Source organism: Nocardia sp. NPDC059228 (assembly GCF_042754245.1).
GTDB lineage: Bacteria > Actinomycetota > Actinomycetes > Mycobacteriales > Mycobacteriaceae > Nocardia.
The window spans coordinates 46,120-67,297 of sequence record NZ_JBHZAL010000004.1 but is presented as its reverse complement, the minus strand read 5'-3'; the positions used below and the strand labels follow the sequence as shown (position 1 = coordinate 67,297).

Genomic DNA, 21,178 nt, shown 5'->3' with positions numbered 1-21,178 from the left:
CGGTATGCGCAGCAGTGAGGTGGCCGCCCGCGCGGGCGTGAACGTGCAGACCCTGCGGTATTACGAGCGGCGGGGGCTGCTGGCGGAGCCGCCGCGTTCGGCGGGCGGGTATCGCGCGTATCCCGCGGACGCGGTGGCGACGATCCGATTCGTCAAGCGGGCGCAGGATCACGGGTTCAGCCTGGACGAGGTCGAAGTGCTCCTGCAGCTCGCCGCGGGCGGCCCCGAGGACTGCGATACGGCGCGGGAGCTGGCCGAGTCGAGGATGGCCCTGCTCGCCGAGCGCATCGCCGACCTGCAACGCATGCGGCGATCGCTGGCCGAGCTGGTGGCGACCTGCGAGCGCCCGCGCGAGGACCGCTGCTGCTCATTGCTGGAGACCTTGCACGAGAAGGGAGATCGGTCGTGAAGCTCGAGATTCTGCAGGTTCCGCACTGCCCGAATGTGGCAGTGCTGGAGGATCGCATCCGCCAGGCGACGGCGGGCCATCCGATCGTCCTCGAGATTTCTCACCGCGTCATCGACGACCCGGACGATGCGGCCGCGGCGGGCATGGCCGGGTCGCCCACGCTGCTGGTCGACGGGGTCGACCCGTTCGCTGTGCCGGGCCAGGTCCCGAGCGTCGCGTGCCGCCTGTACCGCTCCGAATCCGGCGGCATCGACGGCGCCCCGACGGTCGGCGCTCTCCGCGCGGCCCTGCAACTCGAGCCGATCGATGCGCCGGACGACTCCCGAGCTGCCGGCGACTGCTGCGCACCCTCGGACACCGAGGGCTCCCTCGCACCCGGACTCACGACGTGGCGACGCGCCGCGCAACCGGCGGACCCCGCCGAAAAGGAGATCCACCAGGCTGTTCTGCGCGGTTTCGCCGCCACGGGCCGACCACCGAGTGCAACGGAGCTGGCCCGCATCGCCGCGCGATTCGACGTCTTGGCCGAATCGGTCCTGGCTCGCCTACACGCAGCGGACGTGATCCGCCTCGATGCCGCGGGCGCTATCGCCTCGGCGTATCCCTTCTCGACGTCACCGACCCGGCACCGCGTTCGAATCACCAACGGCGCAACGGTTTACGCAATGTGCGCGGTCGACGCACTCGGCGTGCCCGCGATGCTCGGCACCGATGCCGTCGTCATTTCGGCGGATCCGTCAACCTCGGAGCCCGTCGAGATAACCATCCGGGACGGCGAACTCACCGCCCAACCGGCAACCACGGTCGTCTTCCTCGGCGCCCGAGCCGGCGAGGGCCCCTCCGCCGACTCCTGCTGCAACGACCTGAACTTCTTCACCGACCGCGACACCGCCCAGCGCTGGTCCGACGCCCACCCCCACCTCGACGGCACCATCCTGGATCTAGCTGCGGCCCGCCGGCTCGGCGAAGACATCTTCGGCGCTCAACTCTCCGCGACCTCCGACCACCCGGCCACCCTGTCGCGTCCTACTCCGCCGCAGCACTAATTCACCTTTGCGCCAACCCATATCGCTCCCGAACCCCCTCGACTACGCTCCGCACCGTCAACCACCCCGAGCACTGAGGAAACACCGACGGGTTCAACCGTCCTCGACATCGTCAACCTGATCCTGGCCCGCATCCACGCGGGCTGGTCCTGGGTCTCGTCGGGCTCGTCCGGCCCGATGCCGCTGTAACAGCGGACCATTCGATTTCGTGAACCCCCTCGCCGCACTCGGCGGAGGGGTTCACGCGTCTCCGCGGTCAGCTGACCACGATCGAGACCACGATGGACCCGCCGACCGCCCACAGCAGCGGCGCGACATAGGCCACGTCCACCACCGCGGTGTGCCGCGCACGCGCCAGCCAGCACGACGATCAGATAGTTGACTCCCTCCCGGCCCTGAAGGATCGGGATTCCCTGCCTCACGACAGGGGCTTCCTGTTTCATCGACGGTTGCCTCCTCGCATCAGCTGCGGGGCGGTCTCACACCATCTCCGCAGGCTTCGACGGCCAGCCCGGCCGCAAGAATGTTCTTCGCCGCGTTGATATCCCGATCGTGGACAGTGCCGCACGGACACGTCCACTCCCGGATGTCGAGCGGCAGGCGATCGGCGATCCGCCCACACGTCGAGCATGTCTTGCTCGACGGATAGAACCGGTCGATCGCCACCACGGTGCGCCCGTACCAGTCGGCCTTGTATTCCAGCATCGACCGAAACTGTGACCACGACGCGTCCGAGATCGCCCGCGCCAGCGAACGATTCCGAACCATGTTCCGCACACTCAAATCCTCTATGGCAATCACTTGGTTTTCGCGCACCAACCGAGTCGAGAGTTTGTGCAGATGGTCCCGCCGCCGATCGGCGATCCGGGCATGAATACGAGCCACCTTCAACCGAGCCTTCGCCCGGTTGCTGGAGCCCTTGTGTTTCCTCGACAACACTTGCTGCGCCTTCGCCAACCGCGCCCGGTCCTTGCGCTCGTGCCGGGGATTGGACACCTTCTCCCCGGTGGAGAACGTGTACAGCGACGTGATACCCGCATCGACACCGACCGTCGCATCGGTCGGGGCGTGCGCGCTGATCGTCTCCTCGACCAGGATCGAAATGTGGTACCGGCCCGCGCTGTCGCGTGACACCGTAACCTGCGACGGGACAGCACCTACCGGCAGTGGACGAGACCAGCGAATGCTCAGCGGTTCCGCTTGTTTCGCAAGTCTGATCTGGCCGTCGCGGTAGGTGAAGCAGTTCGAGAAGTAGGTGGCCGAGTCCTTCGACCGGCCCTTCCTCTTGAACTGGGGATAGCCGGTTTGTTTGCGCCAGAACTTGTCGAAAGCCCCCTGAAGGTTCCTCAAGGCTTGCTGCAACGGCCCCTTGGAAGGCTCTGTAAGCCACTCGGTTTCGGGGTCGCGTTTCCATTGCGTGAGCATCAGCGATGTGTCCGCGTAGTTGACGCGACGCTGCTCCTGGCTCCAAGCACGGGAACGCTCCGCCAATGCTCGGTTGTACACGTACCGGACACAACCGAAGGTACGGACGAGCTGTTCGGCCTGCTCGGGCGTGGGGTAGAAGCGGAACTTATACGCCCGCTTCACCACTCGATCGCCCACGCTTGACATGGTAGTACATTAGCGTGCCACGCGATGCGCTATCCCCGCCCTGAAGAACGGGTACCGCGCGCTACGTTCCCGGATCAGGTACGAGACCACGGCCGCGACACCCCGGATCCAGGTTCGCTTCTCCCCGTAAGGCTGAACCCGGCGTCAAGAAAACACGACTCGATGTACAGAGTCTTTTACATCGCGACGAATTGCCATTCGCCGCAAGCCATTCCATCGGTTAGGGTCGCGGTATGGCCGACACCGAAGCCCCGGACCGGATCGAATCCATCGGCCCGGAGTTCTTCGCCGATCCGCACGCCCACTACCGGCGCTGGCGCGAGCACGGGCCGGTGCGGCGAGTCCGGTTCCCCGACGGCGTGATCCGCTGGGTCATCCTCGATTACGCCGCAGGGCGGGCCGCACTCTCCGATCCGCGCCTGCAGAAGGCGGCCGCGGTCTCCGACGCACTGCTCAGCCGCAAACGTGGTGTGCCGCAGTCGGATCCGAATATGCTGGCGCTGCTATCCCACATGCTCAATACCGATCCGCCCGGCCATACCCGGCTGCGGAAGCTGGTGACCCGGGCTTTCACCCCGCGCCGGGTGGCCGCGCTGGGCCCGCGCATCGAGGAGATCACCGGCTCGCTGCTGGATGCCCTGGAGGGCCGCTCCGAGGTGGACCTGCTGCGCGAATTCGCCGAGCCGCTGCCGATCACGGTGATCTGCGAGCTGCTCGGTGTGCCGCTCGGCGATCGCGCGGACTTCCAGGAGTGGACCCGGGCGCTGGTCGCGGTCGCGGGCCTGGACGAGGACCGGGCCCGCGCCTCCGAGGCCATGGCGGTCTACCTGACCCAGCTGGTGCGGGCGAAGGCAGTGCAACCCGCCGCCGATCTGCTGTCCGCGCTGGCCGTCCCCGCCGACGACGGCGATGCCCTCACCGAGTCCGAGCAGGTCGGCATGGCCTTCCTGCTGCTGGTCGCCGGGCACGACACCACGGTCAATCTGATCGCCAACGGCACCCTCGCCCTGCTCCGCAATCCGGCGCAGCTGCGGGCCCTGCGCGCCGAACCCGAGGCGATTCCCGCTGCGGTGGAGGAATTCCTGCGCTTCGACGGCCCGGTGAACATGAGCACCCTCCGGCACACGGCCGAACCGGTCACCATCGCGGGCACGGACATCCCCGAGGGTGAATTCGTCTTCGTCGCCTTGGCCGCCGCCAACCGCGACGCCGACCGCTATCCCGCCCCCGACGCCCTGGATCCCGCCCGCGACACCACCGGCCATCTGGCCTTCGGCCACGGTATCCACTTCTGTGTCGGCGCCCCGCTGGCCCGCCTGGAAGCGCGGGTCGCCTTCGCCGCATTGCTGTCCCGGTTCCCGGACCTGCGCCTGTCACCGGCCGCGGAGGCGCTCGCCTGGCATCCGAGCACCCTCATGCACGGTCTGCACGAGCTGCCGGTGCTGCTGTAGCAGCCGCCGCGATCAGCGGGCTCGCAGGGTGACCGGCAGCGCCGACGGCGAGAGCACGAAATCCCGGTTGGAGGCCCGCACCCGGTGTCCCGGCACCGGGGTAATCCGCCAGCGGGACAGCAGTGCCGCGGAGGCCAGCGCGATTTCGAGCATGGCGAAGTGGTCGCCGAGGCAGCGGCGGCGGCCGACGCCGAAGGAGATCATCGCCTTCTTGGCGGTGTCGGCGGCGTTCTCGGCGGACCAGCGTTCCGGATCGAAGGATTCGGGGTGGGTGAACCAGCGCGGGTCGTGCTGAACCATGTAGGGGCTGAACATGATCGCGGCCCCCGCCGGTATGGTGACGTCTCCGATGGTCAGGTCGGCGCTGGCGTTGGCGGCGCTGATCCAGGGTCCCCAGAATCGAATGGTCTCGGAGACGACCTGTTTCAGGTACGGCATGGCGGCCAGGTGTTCGGGCCGCACGTCACCGGTGCCGACCACGGCGTCCAGTTCCGCGTACAGGCGTTCGGCGATGGCCGGTCGCAGGCTGACCTCGTGCCACAGCCACCCGGTCAGCGACGCCATGGACCCGACGCCGCCGGCGAGCATGAGGATGGCCTCGTCGATAATGTGATCGTCGGACAGCCGCGCTCCAGTCTCGCTGTCCGTGTGCCGGATGAGCGCCGACACCACGTCGTTGAAATCCTCGTCGCGCCTGCGGTATTCGCTCACCACGGCCCCCACGGCGGCGCGCAGGTGCCGGGACTTGCTGCGCCACCGGTAGTTCGCGATGACCCGCAGCCTGCGCAGCTGCGGCGGCAGTGCGGTGCGCACGATGACCTGGCTGAGCAGCCACGGCACATTGTCGCGGATCTCGCGGCGCGCGCTGTCGCCGAAGTCGGCGGTGAACAGGGTCGCCGACACGGTGTCGAGCACCAGGCCGTGCGCCTCGTCCATGAGATTCACGCGTTGACCGACCGGCAGTGCGGCGGCCCAGGCATTGGCGATATCGGCTGCGGCTTCGGCATATTCGGCCAGCCTGCTCTGCCGCAGCGCGGGCGAGATCATGCGGCGGCGCAACCGGTGTTCGGACCCGCGCAGCACATTGACCGCCCCGCCCGCGATATCGTCGATGGCCTCGCGCAGATCCTCCCGCTCGAATTCGGCGTCGCTGAGATTGACCTCGCGCAGCAGGTCCGGGGTGGTGAGCACGTAGCCGGTCTGGCGGCCGAAACGCACGCGCACGATCGGCCCGAGCGCGGGCAGCGAGGTCACGAAGCCGGGTGCGTCGGTGAGCGCCCGCAGACTGTGCCCGAGCACCGGCACGCTGCCCGGTGCCGTAGGGATGTCCGCCAGGCTCCGTGGCACGACGGGCGGTGGCGCGGCGGCCAACCCGGCACCGGCGTCCCGGTAGACCTCCAATACCCGTGCGGTCTGGTGCGATTGGCGCACGGTGTCGATCTGACCCGCCAGCTGCGCGCGCAGGTCGGCGAGCACCGAGCGGTCCGCTGCCAGCTTGGCGAGGGTTTCGCTCAGCGCCTCGACCGACGGATCCGCCGACCGGATGCCCGCGGGCACCGATTCGGCGAGATCGGGATCGCAGTACACGACCGGGAGCCCGACGGCGGTGGCCTCGAGCAGCACCATGCCCTGGGTGTCGAATCCATTGGAGGGGAACAGCAGTGCGTCCGCCGCGGCCATGGCGTCGAGGCAGGCGGCCTGGCTGACCCTGCCGTGCAACCGGATTCGCTCCCCGAGCCGCCGTTCCACGACGCGGCCGACGGCCGCGCCGCGCAGGTCGCCCTCGCCGTAGATGTCGAGCACGCAGTTGTCGGTGCGCCGCACCGCCTCGATGGCTTCCAGCAGCCGCTTCTCCCCCGACAGCCGCCCGCACCACACCAGCCGCAGCGGCCCGTGCGTGGGGCGTGCCACGGCGGTGCGCGCGTCGAGCAGTGCGTCGTCGACACCGTTGGACACCACGGTGATCGGGCGGGTGAGCCCGTGCGCGAGCAGCAGGTCGGCGAAGTGCCGGGTCGGCGCGATCACCTGGTCGGCGGCCTGGGCCTGCCCGCTGATCGTCCACCAGGCGTGCCGGGCCGCGGCCGATTCCCCGGCCCGGTGCGGCATGTGATGTTCGTGCGGCACCCAGCGGCCGTGCAACCCGCGCAGCGCCAGCGCGGTGGCGTAGGGCGCGGGCGAGGTGTGCTCGATGAAGGCGTCGTCGCGGCTCTGCGCGGTGTGCACGAGCGGAATCCGGTGCCGCCGTGCCGCTTTCATGCCCGCGATGGCGACGCCGTAGGTGCTCTGGGTGTGCACGAGGTCGACGGGCCCGCGGGCGGCGAATTCGGCGTCGATGAGCGCGGCATTGCGCCGGGTCGGTGCGACGACCGCGAATCCGTTCACGGCCGGAACCGGCAGCGGTTGCAGCGCAACGACATCCGGGTCCGGCGCGGCCGCCGGATCGGGCACGGTGAACACGGTGACCCGATGCCCGGCGCGTTCGAGTCCGCGGCGCAGCCCGGTCGCGGCGGTCTGCACCCCGCCGAGCGAGGCCGGATGGTAGTCCACGAACATGGCGATGTGCATCAGCGCAACCCTACGCAGCGCCGCCCCTCAGTGAAATGCCCACATTTCCTACGTCTGGACGCCGGCCCGCAGAGCACCCCAGTGTCAAGGGATCCCGTCCCCTGCCGAGAGAGGCCGCATGCGCATCGCGATACCGCTGACCGGAACCCGGGGCGATGTGCACCCGATCGTGGGCCTGGGCGTCGAATTGCAGCGCCGCGGCCATGAAGTGCTGATCGGCGCGCCGCCGAATCTGGTCGAATTCGTCACCGCCGCAGGCCTGTCCGCGCAGACCTGCGGACCGGACGTGCAGCGGCTCTACAGCTCCGACGCGGGCCAGCGGGCGCTGGCCGCGGGCAATACGCTGCGGCTGATGCAACTGGTCGGCAAGCAGATGGCCGAGTACGGCGAGCGGATGAACCGTGAGGTCATCGACGTGTGCGCGAAGGCCGACCTGATCGTGGCCAGCACCGTCACCGAGGACCGGGCGTCCTCGATCGCGGAGGCCATGGGCGTGCCGCTGGTCAGCCTGCACTACTATCCGGCGCGGATGAACAGCGCCTACCCGTTCCCCGGTCTGCTTCCCGCACACTGGAATCCGCCCGCCCCGGTCAATCGGGCCACCTGGCTGCTGGCCGAGAACCTGCGCCGCGTGGTGTTCCTGCGCTACCTCAACGAGCTGCGCGGCGCGCTGGGGCTGCCGAAGTCGTACACCAGCCCGGCCGCGGCGCTGGCGCGGGCGGGGGTGCCCGAGATCCAGATCTACGATCCTGCCCTGGTGCCGAACCTGCCGGAGCAGTGGGACCACCGCCGCCCCTTCACCGGCTTCCTGACCCTGGATCAGGCCACCCGCGCGGCGGTCGGCGAGCTGTCGGGCAGCCACGACGACATTCTGTCCTGGGTCGAGGCGGGCGAGCCGCCGGTGTTCTTCGGCTTCGGCAGCATGCCGATTCGCGACGCCGCGGCCGTGTTCGCCATGGTGGAGCAGGTGTCCACCCGGCTCGGGGTGCGCGCCCTGGTGCACGCGGGGTGGAGCGACCTGGATGTCGCGAACACCGTGACGGGCGACCGGATCAAGCTGGTCGGCAATTTCGCCTACGACCTGATCTTCCCGCGCTGCGCGGCCGCCGTGCACCACGGCGGCATCGGCACCCTGTTCGAAAGCCTGCGGGCCGGGCTGCCCACGGTGGTGTGCTCGGTGTCGTTCGAGCAGCCCATGTGGGGCGGCCAGGTGGAGAAACTCGGTGTGGGCGCACATCTTCCGTTCACCGCCATGACCGCCGACCGGCTGGCGGGAGCGCTGGCGCCGCTGCTGAACGCGCGCACCCGGCGGCGGGTCGAGGGCTTCGCGGCGACCCTGCGGACCGCCGGGGTGGCCGAGCGCACAGCCGATCTCATCGAGGCCGCCGCCCGGTGACCGCGCCCATGCTCACGGCGGTACGCCATTTCGTCCCCGACACCCTGGTCATGTTCCGGCGCTGCGCCCGCCGGACCCTGCGCAGCACCGACACGCTGGTCATCTCGCTGACCATGCCGATTCTGATGATGCTGCTGTTCACCTACGTGTTCGGCGGCGCGATAGAGGTCGGCGGCTCGTACCTGAACTATGTGGTGCCGGGAATCATGCTGCTGTGCACGGGTTTCGGCGCGTCGATCACCGCGACCAGCGTGTGCACCGATATGACGCGGGGCAGCATGGACCGCTTCCGGACGCTGCCCATGTTCCGGCAGGCACTGTCGGCGGGGCATCTGAGCGAGGGCCTCGTGCGCACCATGGCGGCCATCGCCATCGCGGTGGGTGTCGCGGTGGCACTGGGCTATCGGCCGGGTTCGGGGCCGCTGGGCTGGCTGGGCGCGGCCGCGCTGATCACCTTGTTCGTGGTCGCGATCACGGCCGTCGCGGTGGCGCTGGGCATGGCGGCGAGCAATCCGGAGGCGGCGGGCGGGCTCACCTACGCCATCACGTTCATCCCGTATGTCAGCAGCGCGTTCGTGCCGACCCGCACCATGCCGGGCTGGCTGCGCGGGATCGCCGACCGACAGCCCGCGACCCCGGTGGTCGACACCGTGCGCGCGCTGCTGGACGGCACCACCGCCGATCGGGCGCCGGCGGCGGTGCTCTGGTGCCTGGCCATCGCGGCGGTCGGATTCGCCTGCGCCGCCGTGTCCTTCCGGCGCTTGTCCTACCGCTGAGCGTTCAGCCGCGGGTGGCCACCGCCGCCTGCGCGATCAGCGTCAGGTACAGGGTCAGAATGAACAGGACCGCGGGCAGCATCGGGTACTCGTCGTCCCGTGACCGCACGAACCGCCAGGCTCCGATGGCCGGGATCAGCATGAGCGCCACGGGAATCCAGCCGAGGACGGCGGCCGTGCCGTGCCACTCCCACGGTTTCGCGACGGCGATCTCACCCACCGCCGCCACCAGTGCGCACAGAACCGACGCCCCGGCACTACCGGGCGCACCGAGCGCGTTCGAGTAGTACATCTCGCCCGGCCGCACGCTGCGCGAGGTCTTGCGGGCGAACTCGAACTGCAGGAAGGCTCCGGCGAACACTATCGCCACCACCGCGACCCGGCCGTGGGCCGCCGCCTCGCCGGTGTCGATGGCCGACAGCACGACGTACCCGGTCACCAGCAGCTGCACCGGGTAGGTGACCACGAGGTTGAGCATGATATCGGTGCGCACCGTCTCCGAAAGCTGTTCCAGCGCCCAGAGAATCAGGCCGTAGGCGAGCACCGCCGCGATGGCCACCGCGGAGCGCACCGACAACGCGAGGCTGCCCGCGATCGACACCGCCGCGATCACCCCCATGGCACTGCGCAATTCGAGCGCACTCACCGCTCCGGTGACCAGCGGCCGGTCCGGATTGTGCACCCGGTCGTACTCGAGGTCCTTCTGCTCGTCGACCATGCGCAGGTACAGCAGCACGATCGCGACGATGCCGATGCGGGCGGCGGTCGCGCCGGTCGGATGCCAGGCGACGCCCGGCTGCGTCAGCAGTGCCGCCGTCCCTTCGAGGGCCAGCACCCAGAGGATGCCGTACAGCAGGTAGTGCGGCTTGTACATCACCTTGGTGAACCGTGCGATCCGGCCCACCGAGGTGAGAAGGCCGGTGCGGGACGGGATTTCGGCGAGATCGGTCACGGCGCCGCCACCTCCCCCGGCGTCGGCCAGCCGTCCCAGCCGGTCAGTTCCGCGGCGGGTGTGCGGCGCACGGGTTTGCCGCCGCCCGGCAGCAGGTGCGCGACCGGCAGCATGGCCACCTGGGTGACCTCCTCGAACGGAATGCCCAGCAGCTCGGCGACTTCGCGCTCGTAGGCCAGATGCGCCGTGGTCAGCGTCGATCCGAGTCCGCGTGCGCGCAAGGCCAGCTGGAGATTCCAGACCGCCGGATAGATCGACCCGTAGAAGCCGGCCAGCCGCAGCGCCGTGGGTTCGGCGGGCGGGCGGCCCAGCGCGCACACCAGGATCAGCGCGGGCACCTCGCCCAGGTGGTCGGCCAGGTGCTGCCCCGAGGCCAGATCGGCCAGCTGATCCGGCCGGGGTGTGCGGCCGGAGAGGTTGGCGGCGAACCCCTTCCGGTAGTACTCACCGATCCGGGATTTGAGGCCGGGGTCGCGCACCACCACGAACCGCCACGGCTGCCGGTTCGAGCCGCTGGGCGCGTGCACCGCGATCTCCAGGCACTCCCGCACGTCGCGGTCGTCGACGGGCCGCTGCAGGTCGAGGCGTTTGCGGACCGCGCGGGTGCCGGTCAGCAGATCGGTGTCCATCAGTCGCCGTCCTCCGCCGGTGCCAGGTCCGCCGCGAATTCGAGGTCGATCCGGGCCGCGACAGCGCCGGCCTGGCGGATCTCGCAGTGCACGACGGTGGCGTCCACCCCGGAGTCGGTGCGCTCGGCCACGCACACGGCGGGCAGGTCGAGTTCCACGAACTGGTCGAAAGCGCTTGTCACGCTGATCAATCGGCGGGGCTGCGGGCCCACGGTGGTGAGTGCGACCTGCCGGCAGGCCTCGATGAGCAGGTTGCCGGGCACGTGGTCGAGCTGATGGTCGAACAGGATCGGATGGGTGGTGTCGGCGACCAGCGCGGCGCGGGACCGTCCCGGGGTGGACTCCGGCGGCCCGATCACCACATTGCGGGGATTCTCCCGGCCGACCAGCGCGGCAGCGGCCCGCGTGCCCGGCGACGCGGGAATCTCGAAGGGCCCCAGGCCCAGCTGCTTCCGGTAGCCCGAGCGGATGGCGGCCCACTGCCGCGGATCCACCCAGGAGAAGGAGCCGTCCACGGTACCCATCGGAACTCCCCGGCAGCTGATGTCGAGGAACAGGTCCAGTCCCTCCAGCCGCTCCCCCCGATGGTGTTCGCGCAGCGCCCGCACCCGCAGTTCGAGATCGGCCGGCGCGGAACCGATCTCCCAGATCGCACCGTCGATGCCGGTGCCGTTGAAGGTGCGCACCAGGAAGGCCCGGTCGGTGGGCACGTCGAAGAACTCGTGGGTCACGGCGATGGAGACCTGCCGGGCGGCCTCCATGACCGCGATCAGGTCGTGGTGCAGGCCCAGCGCGCCGGCGTGATCGCTGTAATGGCCGTGCATGCGCGGCAATTGGGCCCCGGCCACGAAGGCGCCGGAGGACTCGGCCTCCAGCGAGGTCACGAAGACCTCGGCGACCGCGTGCCGGTGCGCGAGCGCGCGCGGGATGGTGCGCAGGTGGGTGGCGCGCACGGCGGCGGCGCGGGTGAGCGGGTGGGCGGTTCCGGGTGGCTGTGTCGTCGTCATGGTCTGGCCTCCAGCCAATCGGTCGCGCTGACCGGGCGCAGGGTCTGCGACCCGGTCCCGGCGCGCATGGGTAGGACGTAGGAACCCAGCACGATGAGCGACCAGGGGTCGAGCTCGCGGCCACTGGACCACGCCGCCTCCAGCAGCGCGGCCTGGGCGGCCGGGGAGCCGGGTTCGGCCGCGGAGATCCGATGGTCGAGGGATTTCATTGCGGCGGAATCCAGTTCGGTGCACAGCCGGGCGATGGCGTCGGAGCGCTCGAAACTGCGGGCGGGGGCCCGATCGTAGAGGTCGCGGGCCAGCGCGGCGGCCGCGTCGGTCCGGTCGCGCCCCTCGAGCGCGTGGGCGAACACCTGGGCTCGGGTGGTCTCGTCGAAGTAGATGGCGAGTTCGCGCAGCACGTCGGCGGGATCGTCGGGGGAATGGACGAGATTGAGCAGGTAATTGTGGCGGCCGAGCAGGTAGCGCAGTTCACCGGGCTGCCGTTTGCTGGGGTCGGTCGCGCCCTTGGCGGCGGTGAGGCGCACCGGTGTCGGCAGGTCGGCGACCGGGCCGCGGACCACCAGCACCAGGACATCGGAGATCCCCACCAGCAGGTCGGCCAGCCGACGCCGTTCCGGGGAGGCGATGTTCCAGGCGAAGTACCACAGGGCGCGGGCCACGTGCCGGTCCACCACCACGCGGCGAGCGTCCACCACCTGGAAGTCGTTGTCCGCCAGCCATGTCAGGGTCGGTTCGACGGCCCGGGCCACGATGGCGTCCGGTTTCAGCAGCAACAGCGAGTGCTCGCGGGCGAAAGCGGCGGCGTCGATACCGAGCCGCTGTGCCTGCTCGACGGTCTCGAGCACATAGGTGTCGGTGCGATAGGCGTCGACCTTCTCCTTCGACGGAGTCGCGTCGGCGAGCAGGGTGCGCAGGTCGTCGTCGGTCACGACCGGACCCCCGTTCCCGGTGCCGATCCGCCGATTCCGGTGCGCGCCAAGGTTTCCGCGATGGACGGCAGCGGCGCGCCCAGGTAGCCGGACTCCAGGCAGTGGTCCAGCAGCGCCCGCAGGTAGTCCTTGCCGGTCTGCGGTGGGAGCCGGTCCAGCAGGCGGTCCGCGTTGCTGGTGTCGAAGGACAGCCGGCGCTGGAAGTAACTCGTGTAGAGCACCCCGATCCGCAGGTAGTACTCGCGCTCGATCGGGTCGAGATCCTCGGCGCGGAAGGAGGATTCCGGCACGAAGGTCGCGACATCGAAGGACGGGTACTCGGCCAGCACGTCGGAGACCTCGCGCAGTGACAGCGTGTCCCGGCCCACCGCGTGCAGGGTGGATCCGGCGACACTGCCGAAATCGGTGACCGCGGCGGCGATCACGTCGGCGACGTGGTCTACCGGGGCCAGGGCGAGCGTGGCGTCGTAACGGCCCGGCAGGGTGCGCAGCTTGCCCTCGACCATGAGTTTCACCACGGTGTAGAGGTTCTTGTACTCGCGGATCACGCCGTCGCCCAGCGCGCCGGTGACGATGCCCGGACGCACCACCGCCCATCGCAGCCCGCGTTCCCCGGCCGCCCGGATCACCTGTTCGGCCCGCAATTTGCTCTGCTCGTAGCCGTTTCCGAAGGATTGGCCCGCGTCCAGTTCGTCCTCGCGGATGATGCCGTGCCGCAGCCCGCACACGTAGGCGGTGCTGACGTGCAGCAGTGGCACGTCCCAGGCGAGGGCCAGCGCGACGGCGTGCTCCGCGCCGCGCACATTGAGCTCGTCGTAGGTCTCGGCGGTGGCGTCGAAGGCGGTGGTGGCGGCGCAGTGCACGATGATGCCCACCCGGCCGGCGAGATCGGCGGCCGTCGCGGGGTCCAGCCCGAAGACCGGCCGCCGGATGTCGCCGGCGATCCGCAGGTCCGGCTCGTACCCGCTGCCGTCATTGCGCCGGATGTCCGAATTGCTGTGCAGCACGGCGGCTACCGGGCGGCCGGCGGCGCTGAGCCGGGCGGCGACTTCCGACCCGACCAGTCCGCTCGCGCCGGTGAGCAGGACGGTGGTCCGTTCGCTCATGCGCTCACCTCCAGGGTGCGGGTGACCAGATCGACGACCTGGCCGACCCGCAGCACACCCATCAGCTGTTCGGGCCGGTAGCGCGGCAACGCGAAGCTCTGTTCGAGCACCACGGTCAATTCCATGAGCCGCAGCGAGTCGAAGCCGAGGTCCTCGATCAGGCGCAGCTCGCCGGTCCGTTCCGGCGCGTCGGCGGCACCGTCGAGTTCGGCGGGCCGCGGGGCCATGGTGGCGATGATGTGCCGGACGCGTTCGGCGACAGTGGCTTCGGTGGTCATGACTGCTCGCTCTCTCGCAGGTGGGGCTGCTGGCCGCCGCTGGCCAGCAGGTCGCGGGCCTCGTCCAGGGGCAGGTCGGCGTCGAGATACCCGGCCAGCCGCAGCCAGTCGTAGCCGAGGGTCAGGGTGCGCTGCCACTGCTCGCGGGAATCGAAGGAGGCCGGGAAGTCCCGGCCCGCACCGGTATCCGCGGCCAGGCGCCGCACCGTGGCGACGACGGCGTCGACACGGGCAAGATCGTTCGGCGCGTCGCCGCCGTTTCGCAGGGTGTGCGAGAACCGCACGCGCGCAGCCGATTCCAGTGCCGCGATCAGCACGCCCCGCTCGGGGGCGTGCGCGGGCAGCAGCCCGGCGACCGTGCCGACCGGATCCACATCGGCGGGCAGCGGATGAATGCCGAACGCGCTCAACAGCACTCGCACACTCATGGCGATGAGCCGGTGCGCGGCGATATCGGCGACCTCGCCCTGCGCGTCCTTGACCGCGCCCACCAGATCCTCGCGGGCGTTCTCGAGCACCACGTTGGACCACACCAGATTCAGACCGGCCCCGATGAACCGCCGGGCGGGCAATGCCGACAGCGTCGCGATTCCCTCCCCGCGCGCCGCACCGGTGAGTCCCAGCGCGGGCGTCGCCACCACGGCCACCGGCGTATATGGCTCCACCGGTTTGCACATGGCCAGGGCCGGTTGGAGCACCGCGCCGCCCCGCCACTGCAGGCCGACGAACCCCAGCCGGACGAACTCCGCCAGCTCCGCCCCGATATCGCGCGGAGCGCGCGCCATGACATCCCGGATCGACTGCCGGAACACCACCGACCGCCACGCCTGGGCTCCCGCCTCGGACAGCACGAAAACCTCACTGTCGGAACGCAGCACGTGCAGACGTCCGGCCAGCGGCCAGGTGGTGACGGCGGGACGCCGCGTGAAGATCAGCTCGCGCGGGTCATCCGCGACGCCGTCGACGCCGAGATCCGCGGCCAGCACCAGCCTCGCAGCCCACCGCGAGCCGGCCGGCTCGCGCGTCCCCGCGGCCGGCTCCGATCCCGCCGTGGCGAGGATCGCCCCGTCCACCCGGCCGGCGGACGCTGCTGCCGTGTCGAACTCGGGTCCGAACGCAGCAATGCCCACAGCATCGCCCGAGGAGTCTTCGACCGGTGTTGCGTACCTACTGGCGGAATTCGACGATCCGGACAATCCGGGCCTGAACCGACTGGATTCGCCGTCGCTGCCCATGGACTCCTGGTCGGCCGGGTCGATGAGCCGCCGGTAGCGGTCGATGAGTGTGTCGGGAGCGGTGCGATCGAGTTGCTGTGGCAGCCATTTGGTTTCGAGGTAGGTTTCGCCGCGGCGGGCGAGCCAGGCCTTCATGGCTTGCCGGAGGCCGTCTTCGGCCCAGGCCTCGGCTTCGGTGTGGGCTCCGAAGGCGCGCAGGGCGATGGCGTAGCCCAGGGCGTGGCGGGCGCGGGTGGCCCACCAGTCGGCGACGACCGTGGTGAAGGCGTCGTGGGTGAGGATTCCGCGGAGCTGGTCCAGATCCACCGTGCCGGGTCGGATGACGGTGGCGCGCAGGAAGCGCTGGCAGCGGTTGAGGCCGTCCTCGTCCGGATCGGTGGCGGCCCGCTCGAGTTGCCGGCGCAGCTGGGCCACCGAGCGGGTGCGGACCTCGACGCGGCGGCCGTCGAGGAACAGGACCGTCGGCAGGGTCGGCAGCTCGTCCGCGCCAGGGGTCACCACCAGGAAGTCGATGTCCGAGCCCGCATTGCCGAAACCCTCGGCCAGCGAGCCCTCGAACAGGACAGCGGCGTTCTCGGGAACGGCGACCGACCGCAGCGCGCCGTCCAGGAGCTGTCGCAGCCTGTCCATGGGCATCCCGGGTCGCGGCACGGCTTGCGCCGGGCGCCGTACAGCCTCGGATCCGCCATCCGCGGCGTCGCCGACCTGTGTAAACCCACTCGGCCGTGACTTGTCGACCGCAGCCTCTTCCGGCTCGAGGGAAGTGGGTTGCCCCGCAGCGGCATCCACCTCGTGCAGCACCGCGCCCTCGAGGGCGCCGTCCCGCAGCAGCTGCCACATGTGGCGGCGGCGGGGTTTGCCGCTGGAGGTGCGGCGGATGAGGCCGCGCGGCCCGGTGACGATGTGCACGGTCTGGGCGGGTCCGAGGTGGTCGCGAATGAGGGTGCGGGCCTGCGGAATCCAGTCGCCGGGCGCGGTCTCGGCGAAGAGGGCGACACCCTGGAGTCCGGCCTCGACGAGGCCGACGGCGGCGAGCTTGCCCTTGGTGAGCCCGGTTTCCTGGGCAACCCGGGATTCGATGTCCTCCATGAACACCGAGCGGCCGCGCACCTTGATGCTGGTGCCCATGCGGCCGAGGACGAAAACCTCGCCGCGGTAGAGGAATCCGGCGTCACCCGTGTACAGGCGGCCGTCCTCCAGGCGGGTCGACGAGGTCGCGCTCGCCTCTCCGGAGTAGCCCAGCGCCACCGAGTCTCCGGTCACCACCATCTCGCCCAGGACGCCGTCGGGCAGTTCCCGGCCCTCGTCGTCGACCACGGTCACGGTGGATTCGGGGGTGGAGAAGCCGAGCCCGGTGATCCAGCCCGCGCCCGCCACCCGGTGGGTGTCGTCGAGCATCGCCTCCTCGAGCACCGGAACCGGTTCGCCGAAGCGCAGATTCGGATTGTCCAGCCGCAGCGCCGTGATGGGCCGCCGGGTGGGCGAGGAGGTCACCATGAGCGTCGCCTCGGCCAGCCCGTAGGCGAGGGTGAACGCACCCATCGAGAAGCCTTGCGGGCCGGTCAGATTCGCGAAGGCTTGCAGATCGGCCACCTCGACCGGTTCGGAGCCGATGGCCAGCGTCCGCCAGCCCGACAGATCCAGGCCGGCGATCTCCTCGGGCCGGACCCGGTGCGCCACATAGCCGAGCGCGAACGACGGCGACGGCGCATGCTGGGCGTGGGTCATGGCGCGCAGCCAGCGCAGCGGGTCGCGCACGAACTGGTCGGGACGCATGAGGTACAGGTCGGCCTGGTTGGTGACGCCCTGCAGGAACGCGCCGACCAGCCCCATGTCGTGGTAGAGCGGCAGCCACGACACCATGGTTTCGCCCGGCCGCCAGTCGATGAGGCGGGTGATCATGGCGATGTTGTTGGCCAGGTTGTGCCAGCTCACCCGCACACCGCGGGGTGCGCCCGAGGAACCCGAGGTGAACTGCAGCAGTGCCACTTCCGACACGTCGGCGAGCTCGCGCGTCGCGGGGGCGGCGGGCAGCGTCGCGGCATGGACGACCACCGGTTCGTCGGTGCGACCGGCCGCGAGGCAGGCGCTGCGCACGAAGGTCTCGAACTCCGGGGAGGTGACCACCAGGCGGGGCGCGGCCTGCTCGACGATGCCCGCGATGTGCGCGACGATCTGCTCCAGGTCGCCGAACATGGGCGGCGCGACCGGGGTGAACACCCCGCCGCACGCCCACACCGCGTAGAACGCCGCCACACACGGGAATCCGGTCGGCATGATCACGCACGCGCCGTCACCGCTGCCGAGTCCGGCGGCCCGCAGCAGGTCCGCGATCGACCACACCTGGTCGGCCAGGTCCCGATAGCTGCGGTACTCCCATCCGTCGGCCTCGTCGGCCAGGTAGATCCCGGTGCCCGCCGAGGGCTCGATCAGCCACCTGCGCACGGTCGCTTCGTCGTTCACGTGGTCGATCACTGGTCTCCTTCGGAAAGCACGGTGACGGTGCCGGCGGCCCCATCGACTCGAATACGCATGCCGCTGCGCAGTTGGCGGGTGATGCCGGGCAACTGGACCACGGTCGGCACGCCCAGCTCGCGTGCCACGATCGCCACGTGGGTGAGCGGGCTGCCGCGTTCGATGACCAGCGCGGACGCCGAGGGCAGAGCCGCCACCCAGCCCGGATCGGTGCGGTAGGCGATGAGGATGCCGCCGGCCACGTCGCGGGGTTCGTCCACGATCACCGCGGCGCCCTCGACAATGCCCGCCGCCGACGGGGTTCCGGTGAGCATCGTGCCGGGAGTGGCCGCGGCCGTCGCGGTGACCGGCACCCAGCCCTGTTCGGCCAGTTCGGCATTGCCCAGCCGCGGTCCGACGGTGCGGAAGCGGGCCGGGGCCACCAGCGTGGAATCCTTGGCGCGCAGCGACTTCCGTACCGCCACCACCTCGCGCAGCCGGTCGGTGTCCGCGCCCTCGTAGCAGCCACGCAGTTCCTCGACGGTCAGCTGGAACACGTCCTCGAACTCGTCGATCACGCCGCGGGCCGCCAGATCCCGGCCCATCACCCGGATCATGCGCTTGACCATGCCGAACGCGCGGGTGCGGCAGAAGCGCAGCCGCTCACGGTGGGCGGCGCAGCGGGAGACCTTGGCGCGCAGGCGTTCGTAGACGCGCCGCCGGAGGCCGTGGCCGAGATGCGCGTCCAGGTAGGCGTCGGCCTCGCCGGCGCGGTTCGCGGTCACGGTGTCGCCGACCCGGCCGACCGCACTGCGCAGCATGACGAACAGATTGGCCGGATTCTCGCGCAGATCCGGTGTTTCCAGCTTCAGCTCGTCGAGGCTGCGGTAGCCGTAGCGGTCCAGATAGTCGTCGAGGGCGGCGCGGAACTCGGTGCGCCCGGCGGCCCGCAGCGCGTCGTGAATCGCCTCCGGCGCAGTCGAATTGATGATGTCGTTCAGTTCCGGATCAGCGCGAACGACCCGGGCGAGCTCGGTCATCGCGCGGGCCGGCTCGGCGGATTCGACGTCCGCGCCCGGGCCGACCACGGCGTAGAGGAACCATTCCGGCGCCTTGGGCAGGAACAGCTTGGTCAGCACGAACATCAGGCCCGACAGGGTGAGCAGGATGGCGTCGAGCACCATGAGCGGGCCCCACCGCCGCACCAGGTCGCCCTCCACCGTGCGATAGGAGCGGTAGGCCTGCTCGCCGGTCAGCGCGGTATAGTCCACGGCGTCGTACTCGTCGTAGACGCGGTAGAAGTCGGTCATGAACTGTTCGACCAGGTCGTCGATGCCGAACAGGCGCCGTGCGTAGATCACCGTGGTGCGCGCCCGCGAGCGCAGCCGGGCCGCTGTGTTGTCGAATTCGAAGGGCCGCAGCGTCTTCGCGATCTCCGCCGGCAGCGGTTCGGCCACGCCGAGGGCGGCCTCGAGCACCCGGCGGTTGAGCGGGTAGCCGGGCGCGATGCCGACCATGCGGTACCAGTGCAGCAGGTTGTAGTAGACGCGGCCGTGAAAGCTGCCCAGCAGCACGGGAGTCCACGCATCGGTCTGCCGCAGCTGCTCGGGCGGCACCCCCAGGGAGGCCGCGTAGCCGCGGTACACGCGGCCGTAGATATCGGCGGCGGTGGTGTAGGTCAGCGGTGAGGTGACGCCGCTGAAGCTCTCGATGATGTTGGAGTTGTCCCAGATTCGCGTCTCACCGGGACCCACCCGCTCGCCCGCGCCACGCAGCTCGACCTCGCGCGCGGACAGCGTCGACGCGGTCGCGGTGATCGGCCGGGTCTGCAGCAGCCACACGCCGGTGTCGTCGATGGCCCATTCGATGTCCTGCGGTGCGCCACAGGATATTTCGACCTTCCGGGCGATCTCGGCGAGTTCGGCGGTCTCGGCGTCGCTCAGTACCCGCGCGCCGCGCCGGCCGGCCTCGACCTCGACCGTCGCGCAGCCCTGCCCGTCGCCGGGATCGACACGAATATCCTTGTCCCCCAGTGTGATATCGATCAATGCACCGGTGTTCCGGTCCAGGATCATCGAGTCGGCGTCGACCGCGCCGGACACCAGCCCCTCCCCCAGCCCGTAGACGGCGCTGATCACCAGCTCGTCGTCCGCACCGGTCATCGGATTCCGCGTGAACACCACGCCACTGGATCGCGCCGAGATCAATCGCTGTAACACCACCGCGGGCGCGTAGGCGCGAGACAGGCCGTGCGCGAACGCATATCGCACCGCACGCTCGGAGAACGCCGACACCCAGCAGTCCCGCACCCGCGCGATCACCGCTTCGAGACCGTGCACGTTCAGATGGCTGTCGAACTGCCCGGCGAACGAAGCCTCCGCCCCGTCCTCGGCCGACATGGAGGACCGCACCGCGATAGGCTCCGGGCCGAGCCGCTCCCAGGCCTCGCCGATCACCGCCACCGCCGCCTCGGACACCTCCGCGACCGCCAGCGCTGCGCGCAGTTCAGCGGCCCGCACCACCGCGGCCTCGACCTCCCCGAGTGCCGCGAACCCCTCCAATTCCCCTGTCAGGCCGGCCGCACTTGCGAACCCCTCGAACACCTCCGTGCCGAGCGCCACCCACTCGGGCACCCGCACCCCCACCTCCCCCAGCGCATACAACCCCCGCGCCTTCCCACCCCCATACGCGGCGACATCCACCGAATCCGACCAAGGGCCGAGCAACCGCACAACCTCTCCCATCCCCCTGAGGCCAGTCACATCACAGCGAATGCCGGAGCAAGATCAGGGGTTCTACTTTGAGTAGTCCACGTTTCAAACGCGCACCAGCCCAAGGTTCTTGGGTCTGCCTCACCCCGGTTCCTCGAGCCACCATCACGGCCGAAGCCACGCCGTGCAATTCGCACAGCGAGTGTGACACGGCCGGATAGCGTGAAAACCTCCGATGGTCCACAACAGGCACCGATTCAACTCGGCAATACTACGTATCCTGTTGCACAGCAACATGTTCCGGTGCGGGCGCGCCGAAGCACGCTCACCGGCCGCAAGACGGGTGGCTTTTCGGAGAGCGGATCAGGGTGGGCGGCCGTGCGCTGCTCCCGATTGGGAACGGGCTCGGGGGCAACGCGAGATCGCCCGCGGATCGCCGGACGTCGAGCACACCGTGTCGGAGCGCTCCCACGGTCGCGCGATCACGCGCGCTGCTCGATTCGACCGATAGACAGTGCCGATCGCCGCGCCATGCCGGGCGACACGCACCGAGACTGGGAGCAGCACACCGCACGAACTCGGCGAAAGCCCTTGCAGTCCCGGAGAAAGGAGAGCGG

At 70.0% G+C, this 21,178-nt stretch carries 15 protein-coding genes; 5 read left to right on the top strand and 10 right to left on the bottom strand.

Annotated features, from left to right (window positions below; all coding sequences use genetic code 11):
* Positions 1-4 precede the first annotated feature (4 nt).
* Complete coding sequence (locus ACFXKA_RS08530) at positions 5-409, top strand: MerR family transcriptional regulator (RefSeq protein WP_354831763.1); 405 nt, start codon at positions 5-7, stop codon at positions 407-409.
* A complete protein-coding gene (locus ACFXKA_RS08525) occupies positions 406-1,455 on the top strand; it encodes an alkylmercury lyase family protein (RefSeq protein WP_379426666.1) in 1,050 nt (349 codons plus the stop codon). The genes ACFXKA_RS08530 and ACFXKA_RS08525 overlap by 4 nt, the downstream gene beginning before the upstream one ends.
* A gap of 462 nt (positions 1,456-1,917) precedes the next feature.
* Here the strand turns inward: ACFXKA_RS08525 and ACFXKA_RS08520 are convergent, their stop codons facing one another.
* Positions 1,918-3,069, bottom strand: a complete 1,152-nt coding sequence (locus tag ACFXKA_RS08520; protein ID WP_379426665.1) for an RNA-guided endonuclease TnpB family protein — start codon at positions 3,067-3,069, stop codon at positions 1,918-1,920.
* A 233-nt stretch (positions 3,070-3,302) separates the two neighbouring features.
* Between ACFXKA_RS08520 and ACFXKA_RS08515 the strand changes: the two genes are divergently transcribed.
* On the top strand, positions 3,303-4,520 hold the full coding sequence (locus ACFXKA_RS08515; protein WP_354831756.1) for a cytochrome P450: 1,218 nt from the start codon (positions 3,303-3,305) through the stop codon (positions 4,518-4,520).
* A gap of 12 nt (positions 4,521-4,532) precedes the next feature.
* Here the strand turns inward: ACFXKA_RS08515 and ACFXKA_RS08510 are convergent, their stop codons facing one another.
* On the bottom strand, positions 4,533-7,085 hold the full coding sequence (locus tag ACFXKA_RS08510) for a cytochrome P450 (RefSeq protein WP_379426664.1): 2,553 nt from the start codon (positions 7,083-7,085) through the stop codon (positions 4,533-4,535).
* Positions 7,086-7,203: 118 nt separating this feature from the next.
* Here ACFXKA_RS08510 and ACFXKA_RS08505 point away from each other — a divergent pair, with 118 nt between their 5' ends.
* Positions 7,204-8,481: a glycosyltransferase gene (locus ACFXKA_RS08505; RefSeq protein WP_379426663.1), complete on the top strand. Its 1,278-nt coding sequence runs from the start codon at positions 7,204-7,206 to the stop codon at positions 8,479-8,481.
* Entirely contained in the window at positions 8,478-9,257 is a 780-nt protein-coding gene (locus ACFXKA_RS08500; protein WP_354831747.1) for an ABC transporter permease, read from the top strand. The genes ACFXKA_RS08505 and ACFXKA_RS08500 overlap by 4 nt, the downstream gene beginning before the upstream one ends.
* A 4-nt stretch (positions 9,258-9,261) precedes the next feature.
* Here ACFXKA_RS08500 and ACFXKA_RS08495 read toward each other — a convergent pair whose 3' ends face one another.
* Genes ACFXKA_RS08495 through ACFXKA_RS08460 form a run of 8 tightly spaced genes read right to left on the bottom strand, consistent with a single transcriptional unit; the run spans position 9,262 to position 20,594 of the window.
* The gene (locus ACFXKA_RS08495) at positions 9,262-10,209 is read right to left on the bottom strand and encodes a hypothetical protein (RefSeq protein ID WP_379426662.1); all 948 of its coding nucleotides are present in this window, start codon (positions 10,207-10,209) and stop codon (positions 9,262-9,264) included.
* Entirely contained in the window at positions 10,206-10,838 is a 633-nt protein-coding gene (locus ACFXKA_RS08490) for a nitroreductase family protein (RefSeq protein ID WP_379426661.1), read from the bottom strand. Before ACFXKA_RS08490 ends, ACFXKA_RS08495 begins: the two co-directional genes overlap by 4 nt.
* Positions 10,838-11,845: a ScbA/BarX family gamma-butyrolactone biosynthesis protein gene (locus tag ACFXKA_RS08485; RefSeq protein WP_379426660.1), complete on the bottom strand. Its 1,008-nt coding sequence runs from the start codon at positions 11,843-11,845 to the stop codon at positions 10,838-10,840. Before ACFXKA_RS08485 ends, ACFXKA_RS08490 begins: the two co-directional genes overlap by 1 nt.
* Entirely contained in the window at positions 11,842-12,777 is a 936-nt protein-coding gene (locus tag ACFXKA_RS08480; protein WP_379426659.1) for a nucleoside-diphosphate kinase, read from the bottom strand. The genes ACFXKA_RS08485 and ACFXKA_RS08480 overlap by 4 nt, the downstream gene beginning before the upstream one ends.
* On the bottom strand, positions 12,774-13,883 hold the full coding sequence (locus ACFXKA_RS08475; RefSeq protein ID WP_379426658.1) for an SDR family oxidoreductase: 1,110 nt from the start codon (positions 13,881-13,883) through the stop codon (positions 12,774-12,776). Before ACFXKA_RS08475 ends, ACFXKA_RS08480 begins: the two co-directional genes overlap by 4 nt.
* A complete protein-coding gene (locus tag ACFXKA_RS08470; RefSeq protein ID WP_354831734.1) occupies positions 13,880-14,161 on the bottom strand; it encodes an acyl carrier protein in 282 nt (93 codons plus the stop codon). Before ACFXKA_RS08470 ends, ACFXKA_RS08475 begins: the two co-directional genes overlap by 4 nt.
* Positions 14,158-17,871: an AMP-binding protein gene (locus tag ACFXKA_RS08465; protein ID WP_379426657.1), complete on the bottom strand. Its 3,714-nt coding sequence runs from the start codon at positions 17,869-17,871 to the stop codon at positions 14,158-14,160. The genes ACFXKA_RS08470 and ACFXKA_RS08465 overlap by 4 nt, the downstream gene beginning before the upstream one ends.
* A complete protein-coding gene (locus tag ACFXKA_RS08460) occupies positions 17,868-20,594 on the bottom strand; it encodes a phosphoenolpyruvate synthase (RefSeq protein WP_379426656.1) in 2,727 nt (908 codons plus the stop codon). The genes ACFXKA_RS08465 and ACFXKA_RS08460 overlap by 4 nt, the downstream gene beginning before the upstream one ends.
* Positions 20,595-21,178 lie beyond the last annotated feature (584 nt).

What these genes read in the sequence shown, in the direction of transcription:
- ACFXKA_RS08490 (WP_379426661.1), bottom strand. Translation starts at nt 10,838, where the DNA reads ATGGACACCGATCTGCTGACCGGCACCCGCGCGGTCCGCAAACGCCTC.
- ACFXKA_RS08520 (WP_379426665.1), bottom strand. Translation starts at nt 3,069, where the DNA reads ATGTCAAGCGTGGGCGATCGAGTGGTGAAGCGGGCGTATAAGTTCCGC.
- ACFXKA_RS08515 (WP_354831756.1), top strand. Translation starts at nt 3,303, where the DNA reads ATGGCCGACACCGAAGCCCCGGACCGGATCGAATCCATCGGCCCGGAG.
- ACFXKA_RS08470 (WP_354831734.1), bottom strand. Translation starts at nt 14,161, where the DNA reads ATGACCACCGAAGCCACTGTCGCCGAACGCGTCCGGCACATCATCGCC.
- ACFXKA_RS08530 (WP_354831763.1), top strand. Translation starts at nt 5, where the DNA reads ATGCGCAGCAGTGAGGTGGCCGCCCGCGCGGGCGTGAACGTGCAGACC.
- ACFXKA_RS08460 (WP_379426656.1), bottom strand. Translation starts at nt 20,594, where the DNA reads ATGGGAGAGGTTGTGCGGTTGCTCGGCCCTTGGTCGGATTCGGTGGAT.
- ACFXKA_RS08485 (WP_379426660.1), bottom strand. Translation starts at nt 11,845, where the DNA reads ATGACGACGACACAGCCACCCGGAACCGCCCACCCGCTCACCCGCGCC.
- ACFXKA_RS08475 (WP_379426658.1), bottom strand. Translation starts at nt 13,883, where the DNA reads ATGAGCGAACGGACCACCGTCCTGCTCACCGGCGCGAGCGGACTGGTC.
- ACFXKA_RS08505 (WP_379426663.1), top strand. Translation starts at nt 7,204, where the DNA reads ATGCGCATCGCGATACCGCTGACCGGAACCCGGGGCGATGTGCACCCG.
- ACFXKA_RS08510 (WP_379426664.1), bottom strand. Translation starts at nt 7,085, where the DNA reads ATGCACATCGCCATGTTCGTGGACTACCATCCGGCCTCGCTCGGCGGG.